General features: G+C 54.6%; 15 protein-coding genes. 1 reads left to right on the top strand and 14 read right to left on the bottom strand.

All coding sequences use genetic code 11. The features are described from left to right. Positions 1-2: 2 nt before the first annotated feature. The 13 genes from wcaI to ACREYP_RS07645 form a co-directional block, all read right to left on the bottom strand. The gene (gene wcaI / locus ACREYP_RS07705; protein ID WP_336817973.1) at positions 3-1,223 is read right to left on the bottom strand and encodes a colanic acid biosynthesis fucosyltransferase WcaI; all 1,221 of its coding nucleotides are present in this window, start codon (positions 1,221-1,223) and stop codon (positions 3-5) included. Further along, positions 1,220-1,699, bottom strand: coding sequence for a GDP-mannose mannosyl hydrolase (locus ACREYP_RS07700; RefSeq protein WP_008455075.1), 480 nt, complete (start codon positions 1,697-1,699; stop codon positions 1,220-1,222). Before ACREYP_RS07700 ends, wcaI begins: the two co-directional genes overlap by 4 nt. Before the next feature lie 2 nt (positions 1,700-1,701). Continuing rightward, positions 1,702-2,667, bottom strand: coding sequence for a GDP-L-fucose synthase (gene fcl, locus ACREYP_RS07695; protein WP_166991250.1), 966 nt, complete (start codon positions 2,665-2,667; stop codon positions 1,702-1,704). Between the two features lie 2 nt (positions 2,668-2,669). Beyond that, positions 2,670-3,791: a GDP-mannose 4,6-dehydratase gene (gene gmd, locus ACREYP_RS07690; RefSeq protein ID WP_336817972.1), complete on the bottom strand. Its 1,122-nt coding sequence runs from the start codon at positions 3,789-3,791 to the stop codon at positions 2,670-2,672. 103 nt (positions 3,792-3,894) lie between these two features. After that, positions 3,895-4,434 carry a colanic acid biosynthesis acetyltransferase WcaF gene (gene wcaF, locus ACREYP_RS07685; protein WP_336817971.1) on the bottom strand — a complete coding sequence of 180 codons (540 nt, stop codon included), beginning with the start codon at positions 4,432-4,434 and terminating at the stop codon, positions 3,895-3,897. A gap of 17 nt (positions 4,435-4,451) precedes the next feature. Further along, a complete protein-coding gene (gene wcaE / locus ACREYP_RS07680) occupies positions 4,452-5,204 on the bottom strand; it encodes a colanic acid biosynthesis glycosyltransferase WcaE (RefSeq protein WP_008455081.1) in 753 nt (250 codons plus the stop codon). Then, complete coding sequence (gene wcaD, locus ACREYP_RS07675) at positions 5,204-6,436, bottom strand: colanic acid polymerase WcaD (protein ID WP_008455083.1); 1,233 nt, start codon at positions 6,434-6,436, stop codon at positions 5,204-5,206. The genes wcaE and wcaD overlap by 1 nt, the downstream gene beginning before the upstream one ends. Further along, positions 6,411-7,628 carry a glycosyltransferase gene (locus ACREYP_RS07670; RefSeq protein WP_008455085.1) on the bottom strand — a complete coding sequence of 406 codons (1,218 nt, stop codon included), beginning with the start codon at positions 7,626-7,628 and terminating at the stop codon, positions 6,411-6,413. Before ACREYP_RS07670 ends, wcaD begins: the two co-directional genes overlap by 26 nt. Then, positions 7,625-8,110: a colanic acid biosynthesis acetyltransferase WcaB gene (wcaB, locus tag ACREYP_RS07665; protein WP_336817968.1), complete on the bottom strand. Its 486-nt coding sequence runs from the start codon at positions 8,108-8,110 to the stop codon at positions 7,625-7,627. Before wcaB ends, ACREYP_RS07670 begins: the two co-directional genes overlap by 4 nt. A 2-nt stretch (positions 8,111-8,112) precedes the next feature. Continuing rightward, positions 8,113-8,961, bottom strand: coding sequence for a colanic acid biosynthesis glycosyltransferase WcaA (wcaA, locus tag ACREYP_RS07660; protein WP_008455089.1), 849 nt, complete (start codon positions 8,959-8,961; stop codon positions 8,113-8,115). 10 nt (positions 8,962-8,971) lie between these two features. Continuing rightward, the gene (gene wzc / locus ACREYP_RS07655) at positions 8,972-11,140 is read right to left on the bottom strand and encodes a tyrosine-protein kinase Wzc (protein WP_008455091.1); all 2,169 of its coding nucleotides are present in this window, start codon (positions 11,138-11,140) and stop codon (positions 8,972-8,974) included. Positions 11,141-11,142: 2 nt separating this feature from the next. Then, complete coding sequence (wzb, locus tag ACREYP_RS07650) at positions 11,143-11,586, bottom strand: low molecular weight protein-tyrosine-phosphatase Wzb (protein WP_008455093.1); 444 nt, start codon at positions 11,584-11,586, stop codon at positions 11,143-11,145. 6 nt (positions 11,587-11,592) lie between these two features. After that, complete coding sequence (locus ACREYP_RS07645; protein ID WP_008455095.1) at positions 11,593-12,732, bottom strand: polysaccharide export protein; 1,140 nt, start codon at positions 12,730-12,732, stop codon at positions 11,593-11,595. Positions 12,733-13,458: 726 nt separating this feature from the next. On the opposite strand from ACREYP_RS07645, the gene ACREYP_RS07640 reads away from it, so the two are divergent. Then, positions 13,459-15,042, top strand: a complete 1,584-nt coding sequence (locus ACREYP_RS07640) for a TerC family protein (protein ID WP_336817966.1) — start codon at positions 13,459-13,461, stop codon at positions 15,040-15,042. Between the two features lie 30 nt (positions 15,043-15,072). Here ACREYP_RS07640 and asmA read toward each other — a convergent pair whose 3' ends face one another. Beyond that, positions 15,073-16,926 (bottom strand): outer membrane assembly protein AsmA, encoded by a 1,854-nt coding sequence (gene asmA / locus ACREYP_RS07635; RefSeq protein ID WP_336817964.1) that lies wholly within the window; start codon positions 16,924-16,926, stop codon positions 15,073-15,075. Positions 16,927-16,930 lie beyond the last annotated feature (4 nt).

The raw sequence follows: 16,930 nt of genomic DNA, 5'->3' as shown, positions 1-16,930 counted from the left end.
ATTTATCCCCGAATGTCAGCAATAAATTGGCTTAACACGTTCTCTTTTTCGAGCGTGCGTTCGGCATATTCACGTGCCGTCGTGTTGTGTTGTGGCAGCTGCAGACAGCGTTCAATGCCCGCCGCCAGCGCATCGGCGGATTCAGGCATCACGCAAACCGCAATGCCCGGATACGCTTCGCAAAGCTGGCCCAGCTCTGTTTCAGGCTCGGCGGTAATCACCGCATTACCGCCGACGGCCAGGATATTGGTAAGTTTTGACGGCAGGACGGCGTCCGCCGCTCCCCGGCGCTGGATAACCAGATGACAATCGGCCAGGCAGAGCAGCGCGGGCAGCGCGTCGTAAGACTGAAGCGGGTGGAACACCACGTTACTCAGCCCGTGAACGTGCACCAGTTTTTCGAGCCTCTCTTTACCGCCGCCCTGGCCCACAATCACGAACAGATACGGGCTCTCAGAGAAGCGGCCCGCCACTTCAATCACCGTTTCCAGCCCCTGTTTTTCGCCGATGTTGCCGGAGTAAAGAATGATTTTTTTATCTTCCGGCAGGTTGAGCGCCTGGCGCACGGCCTGGGTTTGCGCCGGATCAACGTCACGGAAACGCGCCACTTCCGACCAGTTAGGGAAAAAAATCACCCGCTGTGGGTCGACGCCTTTCTCGGTAGCCTTGTTCATCATCGAGCGAGAAATGGTGGAGACGTTATCAACGTTGTGCAGCCCGCTTTTTTCAAAGCGCTGGGCCAGGCGAGCAATTTTTCCCGGTGTCTTTCCGGCCATACCGAGGCCGAGCATCGCGTCCACCTCGTAGTCCTGAATGTGCAGCAGCGTGCGCGCCCCGCTCAGTTTTGCCAGCAGGCGCATCCCCGGCACGCAAAACAGCGTCGGCACCACGCCAATGACCCGGTCTGGCTTCCAGCTGCGTTGCGCCAGAAGCGGGAAAAATGAACTCAGCGCGAAGCTGCCCAGGTGAATCAGGCGTTTCAGCGTCGAAGGCTGCTTCGGCACATACAGCGGGCAGCGCCAGACGGTCGCTTTCCCCGGCTCTTTTTTGTATTTCCACGCCGAGTAGTCCGGGTGCACGCGCCAGACCGGATAATAAGGCGGCGCGGTGATCACCCGCACCTCATGGCCCCGGCTGGTCATCCACTCCACCATTTCACCGGTGTACTTGCCGATGCCGGTCAGCTCCGGGGAATAGTTAATGCCGTAGACCAGAATTTTCATAAGCCCGGTACCTTCCCTTTCCCCTGGGTGATGAAGTAAGCACGGCTGTTGTCGTGCACGTCTTCCCGCTTGAGCAGCGCTTCCGGCGTCAGCCAGCAGTACGCTTTGTGCTGCTCAGCAGGCAGATTCAGCTGTTTGTCGTCCACCCGCAGGCGGAAACCCAGCACCACGTAATGGGTCGAGAAATCCTTCCCGGAGAAGTTATCGCCGTAGAAATGCTGCCAGACGCCGTAAAACTCCGCGTCCAGCAGAGTGAACGATTTGCCCAGCTCAGCCTCGGTGAGACGAATAAAAGCATTCGCCAGCGTTTCGTTCTTCAGCACCCTGCCCCCCGGCACAAACCAAAAGCCCTTCGCAGGGCGATTGGTCCGCAAACCCAGCAGGAATTCGCCCGCCTGGTTTTCGACGATAAGGTCGATGGAGATCAGCGGCGTGGCGCTCACTACGGTGGCAAAATCTTCCGCGCTCAAAAACATGCTTACCCCCGGAACCGCTGCTGATTTTCGAGGAACCACTGGTAAGTGCTGGCGAGGCCCGCCTCCAGGGAAATCTCGTGATACCAGCCGAGGCGATGCAGGCGGGATACATCCAGCAGCTTGCGCGGCGTGCCGTCAGGTTTGGTGGCGTCAAACACCACGCGCCCCCGGTAGCCGGTCACTTTGGCCAGCGTCTGCGCCAGCTCACGGATAGTGCAGTCCACGCCGGTGCCGACGTTAATATGCGACAGCATCGGGTCGGTATTCTCCTGCCACACTTCCCGATCCAGCTCCATCACGTGAATGCTGGCTGCCGCCATGTCGTCGACGTGTAAGAACTCACGCATCGGCGTGCCGCTGCCCCATACCACCACGTCCGGGGCATTCTCCTGGGTGGCCTCATGGAAGCGGCGCAGCAGGGCCGGAATAACGTGAGAGTTGCTCGGGTGGAAGTTGTCGTTCGGCCCGTACAGATTGGTCGGCATCACCGAGCGGTAATCCCGCCCGTACTGGCGGTTGTAGGACTCGCACAGCTTGATCCCGGCAATCTTGGCAATCGCATACGGCTCGTTCGTGGCTTCAAGCGTGCCCTGCAGCAGCTCACTTTCGGCCATCGGCTGCTTCGCCATCTTCGGGTAAATACAGGATGAGCCGAGGAACAACAGTTTGTTCACGCCGTGCGTGTGCGCGGCATGAATAATGTTGCTTTCGATCATCATGTTCTCGTAGATAAACTCTGCCGGGAACGTGTTATTGGCGACGATACCGCCCACTTTTGCCGCCGCCAGGTAAACCTGGTCGATTTTCTCGCTGGCGAAGAAGGCATTAACGTCCCCTGCGTCCAGCAGATTCAGCTCATCGCGCCCGCGCAGCACCAGTTCAACGTCATCGCGCTGCCCGAGCTGGCGGACGATGGCCGAGCCGACCATCCCACGGTGACCGGCAACAAAGATACGTTTTTTATTCATGCTCAGGACTCCAGCGCGATGGCGACCTCATAACCATGGGACTTCAGCAGAGAGTGTTTCTTCGCCGCTTCAAGGTCTTTGGCTACCATTTCACCAACCATCTCCTGCAGGGTAATTTCCGGCTTCCAGCCAAGCGTTTCGTGCGCTTTGGTTGGGTCGCCCAGCAGGGTTTCCACTTCCGCAGGACGGAAGTAACGCGGATCAACGGAGACGATAACGTCGCCTGGTTTCACGCCCGGTGCGTCGTGACCCGTGACGGAAACCACAATGCCTTTCTCTTCCACGCCCTGACCTTCAAAGCGCAGTTTGATGCCGATCTGAGCCGCCGCCATTTCTACGAACTGACGCACGGAGTACTGCACGCCGGTGGCGATCACGAAGTCTTCCGGTTTTTCCTGCTGCAGCATCATCCACTGCATTTTCACGTAGTCTTTGGCGTGGCCCCAGTCGCGCAGGGAATCCATGTTGCCGAGGTACAGGCACTTCTCCAGGCCCTGAGCGATGTTGGCAATCGCGCGGGTAATTTTGCGAGTGACGAAGGTTTCGCCGCGACGCGGAGATTCGTGGTTGAACAGAATGCCGTTACAGGCATACATGCCGTAGGATTCACGGTAGTTGACGGTGATCCAGTAGGCGTAAAGCTTGGCAACTGCGTAGGGGGAACGTGGGTAGAAAGGCGTGGTTTCTTTCTGTGGGATCTCCTGCACCAGGCCGTACAGCTCTGAAGTGGATGCCTGGTAGAAGCGCGTTTTCTTTTCGAGGCCGAGGAAGCGAATGGCTTCCAGCAGGCGCAGGGTGCCCATCGCATCCACGTCCGCGGTGTATTCCGGTGACTCAAAAGAAACCGCGACATGGCTCATCGCGCCCAGGTTGTAGACTTCATCCGGCTGCACTTCGGACAAAATACGGGTCAGGTTGGAGGTATCGGTCAGGTCGCCATAGTGCAGATGGAATTTTGGGTTACCCGCGTGCGGATCCTGATAAATGTGGTCCACGCGTTCGGTATTGAAAGAAGAGGCGCGGCGCTTGATACCGTGGACTTCATAGCCTTTTTCCAGCAGGAATTCCGCCAGGTAAGAGCCGTCTTGTCCGGTGACACCCGTAATGAGAGCTACTTTAGTCATGATAATTTATCCTCTGTGAACATTTTTATTGGCCCTTACCCCTCACTCCCTGTCTCTCCGCAGAGGGAGATGAACAGTCACAAGCAGAGCAAGGGTGAAAGCATTACGCGCGGTCGCGTATTTTTACTGCCGGGTTTCCCCGGCAAACGGCATTCGCCGGTAATGATTTATAAACGCTGCTCCGGGCTCCCACGACACAGCCATCGCCTATCGTGATGCCCGGGGAAACAAATACATCCGTTGCCAGCCAGCATTTTTCGCCGATAACAATCGGTGACTGGGTAATATCGAAATGCTGACTCATATAATCGTGACTGCCGGTGCACAAATAACATTTTTGCGACACCACGGAATTTGCGCCGATGCTAATTTCACCGAGGGTATAGAGCACGGCATCATCGCCAACCCAGGCATAATCTCCGAGCGTTAACTTCCATGGGTAGGTAATTTTCACCGAGGGGCGAATAACAACCTTCTTGCCTACCTTCGCCCCAAAAACACGTAATAAAAAGGCACGCCACGGATATAAAACTTGCGGAGACCAGGCAAATAAAGTGGCCTGAACCGCCCACCACAACTGCACTTTAATGCCGCTCGCGCCGCGAAATCCCCTCGGTACACTGAAGCCGCTTAAATCCTGCATAATATTTCCTGTGAGCTTTAAGCTTTGTTATAAAGCGCTTTTGCTTTGCCGGTTGTTTTTAACCTGAGTCGGAAAGAGAGTTCGGCAACAAAGCCCGGCACACGTAATATTTCTCGCTGAACATGTCTCGCATCACGGCACAATTCAATATTGTTAGAGGTAGACACGCCGCCCATTGAAAATTCAGACACCAGCCCTTTGATACGCTTAAAGGCATAGCCGTTTTTATACATTTTTGCCGCCAGCGCGTAATCGGATGAGACTTTATATTGCAGATCGTAGGGATATTTACGCAGTCCAGAGAGCGGGAAAAAGATAGCCTGATGGCTGGCCGGCAAGCTGTGGTAGATATACCAGCCCCGCTTGGCGCTGCGGCGAATTTTATTGCCGTCACCAAAGTCCAGCAGCGCGTCACCAATCACCATCGCGTCATCGCGCTCGCCTAAGGCTGCCAGCTGATAAATCACCTCGGCAATCTCAGGGTGGAAAGCATCGCCGGAGTTCAGAAAGAGCGCATAGCGCCCCTGCGCCATGGCGATGCCTTTGTTCATCGCGTCGTAAATGCCGCTGTCTTTCTCACTGACAAAGCGCAGGTTGTACTGGCCCTGCAGGCCAGCAAGAAACTCAGCCGTGCCGTCTGGAGAGTTGCCGTCCACCACAATCCATTCGAACTCGATGCCTTTGGCCTGTGCCAGGTGCGCCAGCGATTGCCAGGTCTTCACGACCCCGGCATGGTTACGCCATGCCACTGTAATAACACTTAATAACATTATTGCGCACCTCCTGGCAGCGAATGCTTAATTGCTTTACGCAAAATAAATGGGCAAACAATTAAAAATGCATATTCCGGGCTAAAAATAGAACCGGTAAAGAACAAAGATACAGGCATAAACAACCAAAGCTGAACACGATAATTCTCATTATTGCCAAAGGCATTGCGCATCATTTTCATGACTCGCCACATATAGCCAGCGGTCATTAATACTGCAAACCATGAGAAATAAATAATCAGCAGATACAGTCCATTGTCCACGGTTTTCCCTACATCCGCACCGTTAAATATTCCGAATGATGCGACATATTCATAGAGAGAACCAAACCGTACTACGCCATCAACATTTGCCAGAGAGTAACCAACCATCGCCAATGGACCAATAATACGGTAATACGATGACGACCCTTCGGTTCCCAAATCACCAACACGGGTTGCGATATAAGGGAAAGCGAATACCAAACCGATTAAAAAAACAGCCAGTGAAATAATTGCTAATGGCAACTTCTTTTTAATGGCGCTTTTATTAAGATATTGAAACGCCCACTCCAGCAGATAAAACAAAATAAACGTCATTACCCCGGAGAAAGATCCTGACAGGATTATCCCTAAAAGAATCATAACATCAGTTTTCGGCGTTTTGATACCAAACTGTTTGATGCTGAGCCAAATTGAGATTAATGCCAGGGCGAAGAAAGCGGGCTCGAAATAGAGCGCCGTAGTGCGCCGCCCACCAAAGCTAATAAAGTTGAGCACGTAACTGTTGCTGTAGATGAGAAACTTTGAAATTTTCTCAATCAGGCTACTGCCGCCGGTCAGAATAATCTGAGCCATTTCCGCCGCCGCCAGCGCCACAATAATGCCCACCACGGCATAGAAAAACCGTAATATCTTGCGGTGATTGCGCTGAGAAATAGTTTTGAATCGGCAGCTCCATGTCATGCCCAATATCAGCACAATATAGACAAACAGCATCATCGAGGTGACATACTTGGCCGGGTCGAGCGACTGGCCAAAAATGTAGTTAAATGCCGTCAGTCCCGCCCCCACACCCAACGCAATCATCAATTTTTTAAGGTTAATGCGCTCGATATACAGAAACAAAATCGCCGGCAGGAAGGTCACGATGGTTATCGGGAAACTCTCCCCCAGCGAGGCGAGCTTAATGTTCACCACCAGATAGATGAACGGCAGCAGCAGATAGCTACAGACCCTGATAGAACGAGACATATTCCTCCAGCATCTGCTTGCCGCTATAGGCCGTGCGGCTGGCTGCACGGAAGGTCGCTAAATCAGTCGCGAAAACCTGCTCTGCCAGCTGCGTTTTTTTAAGCTGCACCAGCGCCAGAACGTGTTCCGGGGTGAAGGTTTTGCCCCCCACTTTACGCAGAACTTCATCCGCGGCCTCGCTGCTCGTCGCCACCACCGGCACGCCGATAGACAGCGCCTCGCACAGGATCAGCGGATAGTTATCCACGCGGGAACTGAACACCAGGCTGTCCATCGTGTTCAGCTCGCTCATCAGCGCGCGCTTGTCGGTCATATAGCCGTGGTTCACCACGTTAGCGCCTTCAAACGGCGAGAATTTGCCAAAGGTATGCAGCTCAATTTTGTCGCCCAGCGCCATCATTGCCTGTACCAGTTTCTGGTTGGTTTTGCCGTCATAGCGCAGGTCGTGGGCCACAATAGCCACGCGGGGTTTCACCGTCGCGACGCCGCTTTCAGGCAGCTCCGCCAGAATCGCCTCGGTGGCAACGTCAATACCGTTATTAATGATGCTGCAGCGCCCGGCACCATAAAGCTGATTAAAAGCCTCTGCGACGTGCTGGCTGGGGGAAATAAACTTGCAGCCCAGCGCCAGCATCTCGCGGAACAGCTGGCGCTTGCCCGCCACCTGCTGGTGCGCCTTATCCACTTTGACCGGCGGATAGTTGTTCAGCGTCGGGCATTTAACACAGCCGGTTTTCCAGCCTTCGCAGCCGTCCAGAAAGGCGCAGCGCCCGGTAATGCTCCAGTGATCGTGCAGCGTCCAGACGAAGGTAACATCCGGCTTGTGCGCCTTCACCCGCTGGCAAAACGACACCATTTCGTCCAGGTTCAGCCAATAGCTATGCACCACATGGAAGTGCAGCACAACCGGCTGTGGGCTGCGGATGACCCGACGGTAAAGCTTATTCAGATTGCCGAATGGATCGCGGTTCAGAAAACGGAACAGCGCGATATTGGCAACCGACACCAGGCGAGGCGTGTGTTTCTCAACGTCGGGATAAATGTCGTGGCTGGCGCTTTTCTTGCCGCCTTTGCCATAGCCGTAGATAAAACGTGAGGACAGCCCGGCCAGGCGTGCACGCTGGTGCAGATCGAGCGCCACACCCGCCGCACCGCCTTCGGCCAGGCGGACATTAAATTGCATGATGTTCATTGGATCACCTTCACCCGAGCTTTTTCACCGACCACCAGCGCATTGTCCGGCACGCTGTCCAGCACCACGCTGCCCGCGCCTACCGTCACGTTATTGCCGAGGGTGATATCGCCCACAATGATCACGTTGGCGCCCAGCTCAACGCCGTTGCCAATCACCGGGCAGGCGAGACTGTCCCCCCGGTTACCAATGGTGACGCCGTGGCGGATGGTGAAATCATCCCCGGCGACGACGAACTTATTGATAACCACCGCATAGCCGTGATGAATAGTGAACCGGCGGCCAATGGTGGCTCCCGCCTGAATTTCATAGCCAAACAGGCATTCGGTAATGAATCGGTAGGCCAGCAGCACGGGCGCAGCCCAGAGGTTGTTGATGACGTTTTTCTTGCGCCACACCGAGCAAAAGTGGGCTACGCGATAGGCCAGCACCATGCAGCACGGGCGCAGGCTCCAGCTATTGGCACGAATATCCTCCAGCACGCTTACCTCCCCCGCAGACTATCGGCCAGGCGCTTGCCGTTGCGCACCGTCAGCAGAGCTAACAGGGTGCGCCACGACATGCGCTTATTGCGGATTTGGTAGAGCGTATACAGCTGATATTTCTTGCTGGCCCGGTCGAACTTGGCTTTGTGCTTGCGGTAAAAGTGGAAATAACCGGCAAATTTCTTGGGGGATTTGGTTATCTGCATTTCGCCGTGATTAACGTGCAGAATTTGGGTCGCCTCTTCCACCTTCCACGGCTGGCCGAACGCCACCACCATGCGCAGGAAGATGTCGTAATCCTGCGCCGCCTTCAGCTCGGTATCAAACAGGCTGCTTTTAAAGCGTTCGGCGTAGGTAAAGACCTGATTGCCGATGATATTGCGCTTGTAGAACAGCTTCAGGGAATACGGCGACTTCGGGTACAGCGGCAGGCTGGTCGGCTGCGAGTAGACCTGCCCTTCACACAAATAGTCGTTGGCATATAAAAACGCGTGGGTGACCAACTGATTCTGGTGGGACAGAAACACCGACAGCCGGTTCGGCGTCCATTCGTCATCATCATCAATGCCGGTGATAAAACGCCCTTGCGCCAGCCCAATGGCCTGGTTACGTACCGCGCAGGCACCGCTGTTCATGTCGTTGTGAATGTAACGCACCCGAGGATCGCCGAGGTCTGCAACAAACTGCTCCAGCTGCTGGAAGCTGGCGGAGCAGTCATCGACGATGATCATTTCCCAGTGGTCATAATCCTGCCGCAGCACCGAGTTGATGGCGCGAATGGCCAACTGCTGGCGGTTCCACGTCGGCATATATATAGAGATAAGCGGGCGAGTTGCGCTGCTGTTCATGGCTATCACCTTATTTAGCATCCGACTTATATTCGTATTCGTAATACCCGTAATCCTGGTAGCCCGTGGCCCGGCGGAAAATCGAGTTAAGGATCACGCCGCGCACGGCAATGCCGTTCTGCTCAAAGCGGCTCAGGCTGGTTTCCACTTCTTTCAGCGTGTTCACCGCGTAGCGAGCCACCATCAGCGTGGTGCCCGCATGGCGCCCCACAATCGCCGCATCGGTGACGGCCAGAATCGGCGGCGTATCTATCAGCACCAGGTCATAATTTTCACTGGCCCACTTCACCAACTGAGAGAAGCGCTCGTTCATCAACAGTTCGGACGGGTTAGCCGGGACCTGCCCACGTGGGATAAGGTCAAAGTTCGGCACGGAGGTTTTCTGCGCACAGCGGGTAATATCCCCCTGCCCTGACAGCACATCGGACAGCCCGTTAACGTTGGTGGTCCCCAGCAGTTCGTGGGTATAGCCTTTGCGCATGTCGCAGTCCATCAGCAGCACGCGCTTGTTGGTCTGGCTGATCACCGCCGCGAGGTTGGCGCACACAAAGGTTTTACCGATAGACGGGCTAACGCCGGTGAGCATCAGGACGTTGTTGGGGGCCTGCATCATGGCGAAATGCAGGCTGGTGCGCAGGCTGCGAATGGCTTCAATGGCCAGGTCGGTCGGGTTACCCACCGCCAGCAACTGGCTCTGTTTGAAGCGCTTAGTGCCTTTGACGTTGCGCAGGTTGGCCTGGTCGCGGGTTTTCTGCCATTCGGAGAGCGGAATGCTCGCATACACGCTGAGCCCCGCCTCTTCCAGCACGGTCGGGCTTTCAATGCCGCCGTTAAACAGCGAGCGCAGCAGCACCCCGATCACAGACACAATCAGGCCCAGAATGATGCTGCCCAGCACCACCAGCACGCGCTGAGGTTTAACCATGCCAGGCTGCGTAATCGCCGGGTCGACGATGCGCACATCACCCACCGTACTGGCTTCGGTGATTTTCAGCTCTTGCTGCTTGTTCAACAGCTGCATATAAACCTGCTGCCCGGACTCCACATCGCGGGTCAGGCGCACAATTTCCTGCTGGGTTTTGGGCATCGCGGCGATGCTGTTAGTCAGGCGAGCTTTCTGATCTTCCAGCGTTCGGCGCTGCTCCAGCAACGTGCGGTAGGACGGGTGGGCTTTGGTGTACAGCTTGGAGATTTCAGCTTCTTTGAAGGTCAGCTGATTCAGCTGAGCGTCGATGTTGACCACGGAATCCAGCAGCGATTTGGCCTCCAGAGAAAGATCCACCGAATCCTGGCGCTGACGATAGGCATTCAGTTTGTTCTCTGCGGCATCCAGATTGCGACGCACTTCAGGCAACTGCTCGGCCAAGAACTTCAGGCTTTTGGCCGCCTCTTCCGATTTGCGCTGCACGTTCTGCGCCAGATAGTTGCGGGTGATGCTGTCGAGAATGGTGCGGATCTGATCTCTATCCTCCCCGGTGTAGGACAAACTAAGCACGCCGGTATCTTTGCCGTTTTCAGTCACCGTCAGGTTGCCCAGCAGCTGGTTGATCATCCCCAGCGTGGAATATTTCACCACCGTGAAATTGTCACCAGGCTGCGCCTGGATGCCCTCCACCTGCATCGTGACGCCCGATTTACTCAGCAGCTTGCCCACTTCCCCTTTGGCGCTAAAGCCATTGTCGCTGGTCAGCTGATACTGTTTATCGTTCAGCACTTCCAGGGTAAAGGTGTCTTTGTTCATCGCTGCCGGCAGCGTAAACGTGGTGACATTCACCGTGTCGTTCTGGTGCCCCTGCAGGCGGTCCCAGCCGGCGCCGAACAGCCAGAAGGTGTTCTTAGTCACCGAGATGTCCAGATTCAGGTCATCAACGGTTTTCCCAAGCACCATGCGGGACTGGATCAGCTGAATTTCTGCGGCAGACGCCGGTGGCTTATTGCTGAGCGCGGAGCTGATGTCGTTCACCAGCGTGTTACCGGCATTTTGTTCGATTTGCACCAGCGCATCGGCCTTGTAGACCGGCGTGGCAAACAGGGCATAAACCGCGGCCAGCACGGCAAACAGCCCCGTAATGCCGATCACCCACCAGCGAGCCTCCAGCACGGTGCCAAACAAACGGCCAATATCAATTTCGTCATTGCCCTCGGTCGGGGCGCTCGAACGGCGTACTTTCTCTGTCATTGTTATCCCTGATGAGCGTTGAGTGCGTTAGCCCACTTTTGGGCAGAAAGGTCGAGCATGCTGTAGACCGCTTCGAAGGCGTCACGGCTTTTACGATAGGGGTCAGGAATTTCTCTGCCGGCATCCCAGTGGCCAAACAGCATCACTTTGCCGCGCATTTCGGGTGCCATTTCGCACAGCGTGGTGATGTGGCGTTTTTCCATCGCCAGAATCAGATCGTGCTCCCGGCATAGACGCCCCGAAACCTGGCGGGCTAAATGCCCCTCAAGCGAAAGGTTGTGCCGCCCGGCAACCTCAACAGCACCGGCGTCAGCGCCCTTGCCGACCAGCGCTCCCAGCCCGGCTGAGCTGACGCTAAGCTCCGGATGGTAACGTTTGAGCAGCCGTTCAGCCGTGGGGGAACGGCAGATGTTCCCCACGCAAACCACAAGTATTTTGTTGAACATAGCGCGTTACCAGGTGTGAATATCTTTGGCGGTATCGGTCATGTAACGCACGCCGCTGATGGTTGGCAGAAGCTGGTTGATCAGGCGATTCCAGCGAGAAACTGGGGCGGTAGTGACGTACACCACGTCATACGGCTGGAGCTGGAACTCGGTGCCCATCACCAGCGAAGTCGCATCGGACATATCGAGCTGATAAATGTTGGCAATCTTGCCGTTTTGCTGCGTCTGGCCTTTGAGCGGACGGATCACGAAGATGCCGCTGGCGTTGGACGAGGTGAGATCGATACCTTCGGCCTGGCCGAGCGCCTCGGTAAGCGTCATGCCGCTGAAGTCCATTTTGAGGGTGGTTTGCTTCTTCACTTCCCCCATCACAAACACTTTCAGATCGTCATTACGCGGCACAAACAGAATGTCGCCGGGGTAGAGCAAATGGTTTTGGCTGAGGTCGCCGTTTTGCATCAGCGCCTGTAGAGAAATGCGTTTTTCCTGCCCGTTATGGGTCAGAACGACGTTACGCCAGTCGGCTACTTCGGTTAAACCGCCTGCGGCATTGATCGCGTCGAGGATAGTCAGCGGTACGTTAGTGATGGGCTGCTGGCCGGATTTATTTACCTGCCCGGAGATATAGGCTTTTTGCGAGCGGAAGGCAGCGATATTAACGTCCACCTGCGGCTGGGCAATGTACTGCGCAAGACGGCTGGTAATATCGCTGCGAATTTCTGCCAGCGTTTTGTCGGTCACGCTGATTTTGCCCACATACGGATAGAACATGGTGCCATCGGGCTGTACCCAGTTACCGGTGTCGCTTGAACTGCGATATTGCCCCGCAGGCGTGGTGAGTTCCGGATGATCCCAGACCGTGACGTTTAATACATCCCCCGGCCCGACGCGGTACTGGTAATTGGCGATATCTTTATCCAGCCCGGCATTCGGCTGGGCAACCACTGGACGAGGCCTCAGTTGCTCTACCAGTCGCGGCGTTAAAGGATAAACGTTGACCATTCGGTCAAGGTCGAAATCGGCATCCTGTTGTTTGATGACGTCTTTTCCCGACGTAGACATATTGCTGCCGGGAAATATCGTGCAGCCGCTCATCAGGGTGACTGACACCAATAATGGCATCAACTTCAGTTTGTATTTTATCATTGAATATTTATCACTATGGCAGAGTAATTATCCTGAGCGAATAAAACAGGCAAGCAATTAACCGTGAGAACGAAGTGCAGAATTGAATATATTCAGAGAATGAGAAAACTGGCATTATTCCTAAAATAAGCTTATTCCCCGACATTCTGATGACGCCATCACTTGCTGTTATCTGGCCGCATCCGGGCACGCTACCGCCCCTGGCTCACAGTCACCAACCCACTGAAAAAGGTAAATAATCCTAATAACCTGAGATTCTCTAATATCCGAAAAATATTGAAAAAAATGAATCAGGTCTTATGACAATGCTGGGACAAACTATTACTAAACGAGTAATCACACATTCATTGCTAATCATCGCCAAAGATTGTTGCAGCTTAAAACTCAGCAGGCAAGGAGACAAAAGGCTGGAGGCGGACTTTTAAGAATAATATGAACCACGCAATAATAACATTTTAGGATTTTCTTTATATTGACAATAAAAATAATAAGACAATGCCTGGGAAAATATGCAGAACTATCTCATAGCGGCGTATTCATATATAAAATATATAACTCAAATGCTTCTTTAAATATTATCCGCAATAATTTGCCGGGCATTCATTTAATGCTGAAAATTCTATAAGTCATTACGGATTATTCTCAGACAAACATTGCTTTTTGTCCGACAATTATCCATCATTTCCGTGTGGCATTTGCCCGTAAGTTAAAGGCTATAAACCCCGTATGGAATGGATTGCCGACCCCTCAGTCTGGGCCGGGTTAGTTACCCTGGTCGTTTTAGAACTGGTTCTGGGCATTGATAACCTCGTTTTTATTGCCATCCTCGCCGAAAAGCTGCCTCCTAAACTGCGCGATCGTGCCCGCGTCACGGGCTTACTGCTGGCGATGGTTATGCGCCTGCTGCTGCTGGCCTCCATTTCGTGGCTGGTGACGCTTACCCGACCGCTATTCACCCTTCACGACCTTAGCTTTAGCGCCAGGGATCTGATCATGCTGTTGGGCGGTATGTTCCTGCTGTTCAAGGCCACGATGGAGCTGAATGAGCGGCTGGAGGGCAAAGACAGCGAGCATCACACGCAAAAACGGGGGGCCAAATTCTGGCCCGTTGTGGCGCAAATCGTCATTCTTGACGCCGTGTTTTCCCTTGATTCGGTGGTCACCGCCGTTGGCATGGTCGACCATCTGGCGGTCATGATGGTCGCGGTTATCATCGCCATCGGGCTGATGGTGCTGGCCAGCAAGTCGCTGACTCGGTTTGTGAACAGCCACCCGACCATCGTGATTTTGTGCCTGAGTTTCCTGCTGATGATTGGCTTTAGCCTGGTGGCCGACGGCTTTGGCTATCAAATCCCGAAAGGCTATCTCTATGCTGCCATCGGATTCTCGGTGATGATTGAATCACTCAATCAGCTGGCGATATTTAACCGCCGACGTTTTCTTTCCGCAAATCAGTCGCTGCGGGAGCGCACCGCCGAAGCCGTGCTGCGGCTGTTGAACGGCAAGAAAGAAGACGCGGAACTGGATGCCCAGACCGCCTCACTTATTGCCGACAGCGGCATTAACAGCGATGTTTTTAACCCGCAGGAAACGCGGATGATCGAGCGCGTGCTGCACCTGAACCAGCGCAGCGTCAGCAGTATCATGACCTCCCGCCACGACGTCGAGCATCTGGACATTACCGCCCCGGAAGCCGAGGTTCGCGAACTTCTGAATAAAAACCAGCACACGCGTATCGTGGTCACGGACAATGACGATGACATCCTCGGCGTGGTGCACGTTATCGATTTATTGCAGCAATCGCTGCACGGCGAAGCGCTGAATATTACGCCGTTGATTCGTCAGCCGCTGGTTTTCCCGGAGGCATTACCGCTGCTGCAGGCGTTAGAACAGTTCCGTAACGCGCGCACCCATTTTGCTTTTGTCGTCGATGAGTTTGGCTCGGTGGAAGGCATTGTCACCCTGAGCGACGTGATGGAAACCATCGCCGGTAATCTGCCGAACGAAGTGGAAGAGATAGATGCCCGCCACGATATCCAGAAAAATCAGGACGGCAGCTGGACGGCTAACGGCCACATGCCGCTGGACGACCTGGTGCAGTACATCGCCCTTCCCCTGGATGAGAAACGGGAATACCACACCATTGCCGGGTTGCTGATGGAGCATTTGCAGCATATTCCAGCCAAAGGCGAGAGCGTTGAAGTGGGGAATTATTTGCTCAAAACGCTGGAGGTGGTGAATCACAGGGTCAACAAAGTACAAATCATCCCGCTCGAACAAGACGATACTCTGCTGGATTATGAGGTATAAAAAAACCGGCGAGAGCCGGTTTTTTTGTCGTTAAAGCTTATTCAGTAACTGCTGAGCGTCTTTCGCCTTGTCGCTCTCTTTATGCTTATCCAGCCAGTCATTGAGCCGACGCTTAGCTTCATCCTGCAGCTGCTTACGCAGCACCTGGTCAACCTGCAGCGTGTAATTCAGCTGCTGCCACGGGCCATAAACCCGGAGCGGAACGGCCGTGTTTTTTAGCACTTCAATCAGTTTACTGTCGCTGCCCTGCCAGCCGCCGCCGACTTTAATTGCAAAGTTGGTGTCGCAGACCTCTTTCACCAGATCCATCGTGCCTTCGCCGGTCAGGGACAATACGCTGGACTCACCGACCATCTTCGTCATCGTCAGAAGCCCGTTATCCAGCGACGCAGACGTGGAGAAGTGATCAAGCTCGGTGACGTTCTGAACATTCTGCTGCGCATCCACGCCCTCATTGTTCCGACTGACCGCCTGCTGAATCAGCTGCTGGAAGTTCATCCCCTCGAGGCGGGAATGGACCAGCTCAAGCTGGGCGTCTCCCTGCCAGTTACTGCGGAAATCCTCCGCATCAAGGCGTTCACCGCTGAAATCACCCGTCATAGAAAACTGCCCGGTTAACGCAATCGGGTAATCAAACGCGGTCAGAATTTTGCCGATCTCAATATTTTTCACCTGCGGCTGGAAGGCAAGCTCAGGCGTCTTGCCGCTGGCATCCAGGAAGCCCGGCAGCGAGAGCGTGCCCTGCCCCAGCTTGCCGTTGAGCTGGTTAATACTGAGTTTACCCTCCTGATTCACCAGCGCGGTCTGCACATCGCTGAACGCCAGGCCGCGCCAGCGCACTTCACCGGCCTTGATATTCAGTACGGCATTAAAATTACGCAGGCTGTGGTAGTTGGTTTCACCCTGTTGTTCGGCAATCACCGGGCCCGGGCGGGACGGTTGCTGAGCCTGCTGGGCCTGTTGGTTAATCGAGGTATCCGCAACGGGTGCATTGGCCACCAGTTTGTCGAGATTGAGCAGGCGAGATTGCAGATCCACCGTCCACTGCGGTTTATCCTGCATCGCCACGCTGACATTGCCCTGTAAATCACTGTCGTTGGCCGTGAGCTGCATATTTGACAGCGAAAGCTGGCTGCCCGTGTTTTTCCAGCCCAGTTGAAGCGAACCCGAGCCGCCGATGCCGCCAGCCGGAAGGTCGGCGCCCTGCAGCTGGTAGTCAATTTGGCTTAACGTGGCGTTGATTTGCTGCGGATAGTCATGGAGATCGATATCTGCGGTGACCGAAAGCGTTAAATCCCGCTGGTCACGGTTGATTTGGCTGCTGAGTTCAATATGCGCCTGGCGCTTATCATCCTGCGTCATTTGCAGGTTAATATTGCGGACGGTGACCTGCTCGTCATTGATATGCTGGAAGACCAGCACGCTGTCGACGACCTTAAGCTTCGCAACATCAAAGGACCAGCCACGCCCGGTATCCGGTTCACTAATGGTGTCTTTTGGCCCTACCGGCGCGTTAGCCGAAAGCTTCGCTTCAGCCTGCGGCGTCATCTGAATCACCGCGCTTTTCAGCATGACCTGGCGAACCTGAAGCTGGTGAGAAAGCAGCGGAATCAGCGCTACATCCAGACGCATATTTTCCGCGCTAACCATTGGCAAACTGGCACCCGGCGCAGTCAGTGACATGCGGCCAGACAAAATACTCAGCTGCGGCCAGACATGCCAGCGCAGCGGCCCTTCCAGCTCAAGGTGATAGCCGCTGCGGGCCTCAACCTGACGAACCATATAACCACGGAAGTCGTTAGGGTTAACCAACAACACGAGTGAGGTCAGGCCGGCTATCAGCACAACCAGCAGAATCATCAACGTGGTTAATAGTCGTCTCATAACA

It is taken from the genome of Enterobacter sp. TMH.L2 (assembly GCF_050847315.1).
GTDB lineage: Bacteria > Pseudomonadota > Gammaproteobacteria > Enterobacterales > Enterobacteriaceae > Cedecea.
Note: the sequence above shows the minus strand (reverse complement) of the source record. Positions and strands in the feature narration are given on the sequence as shown.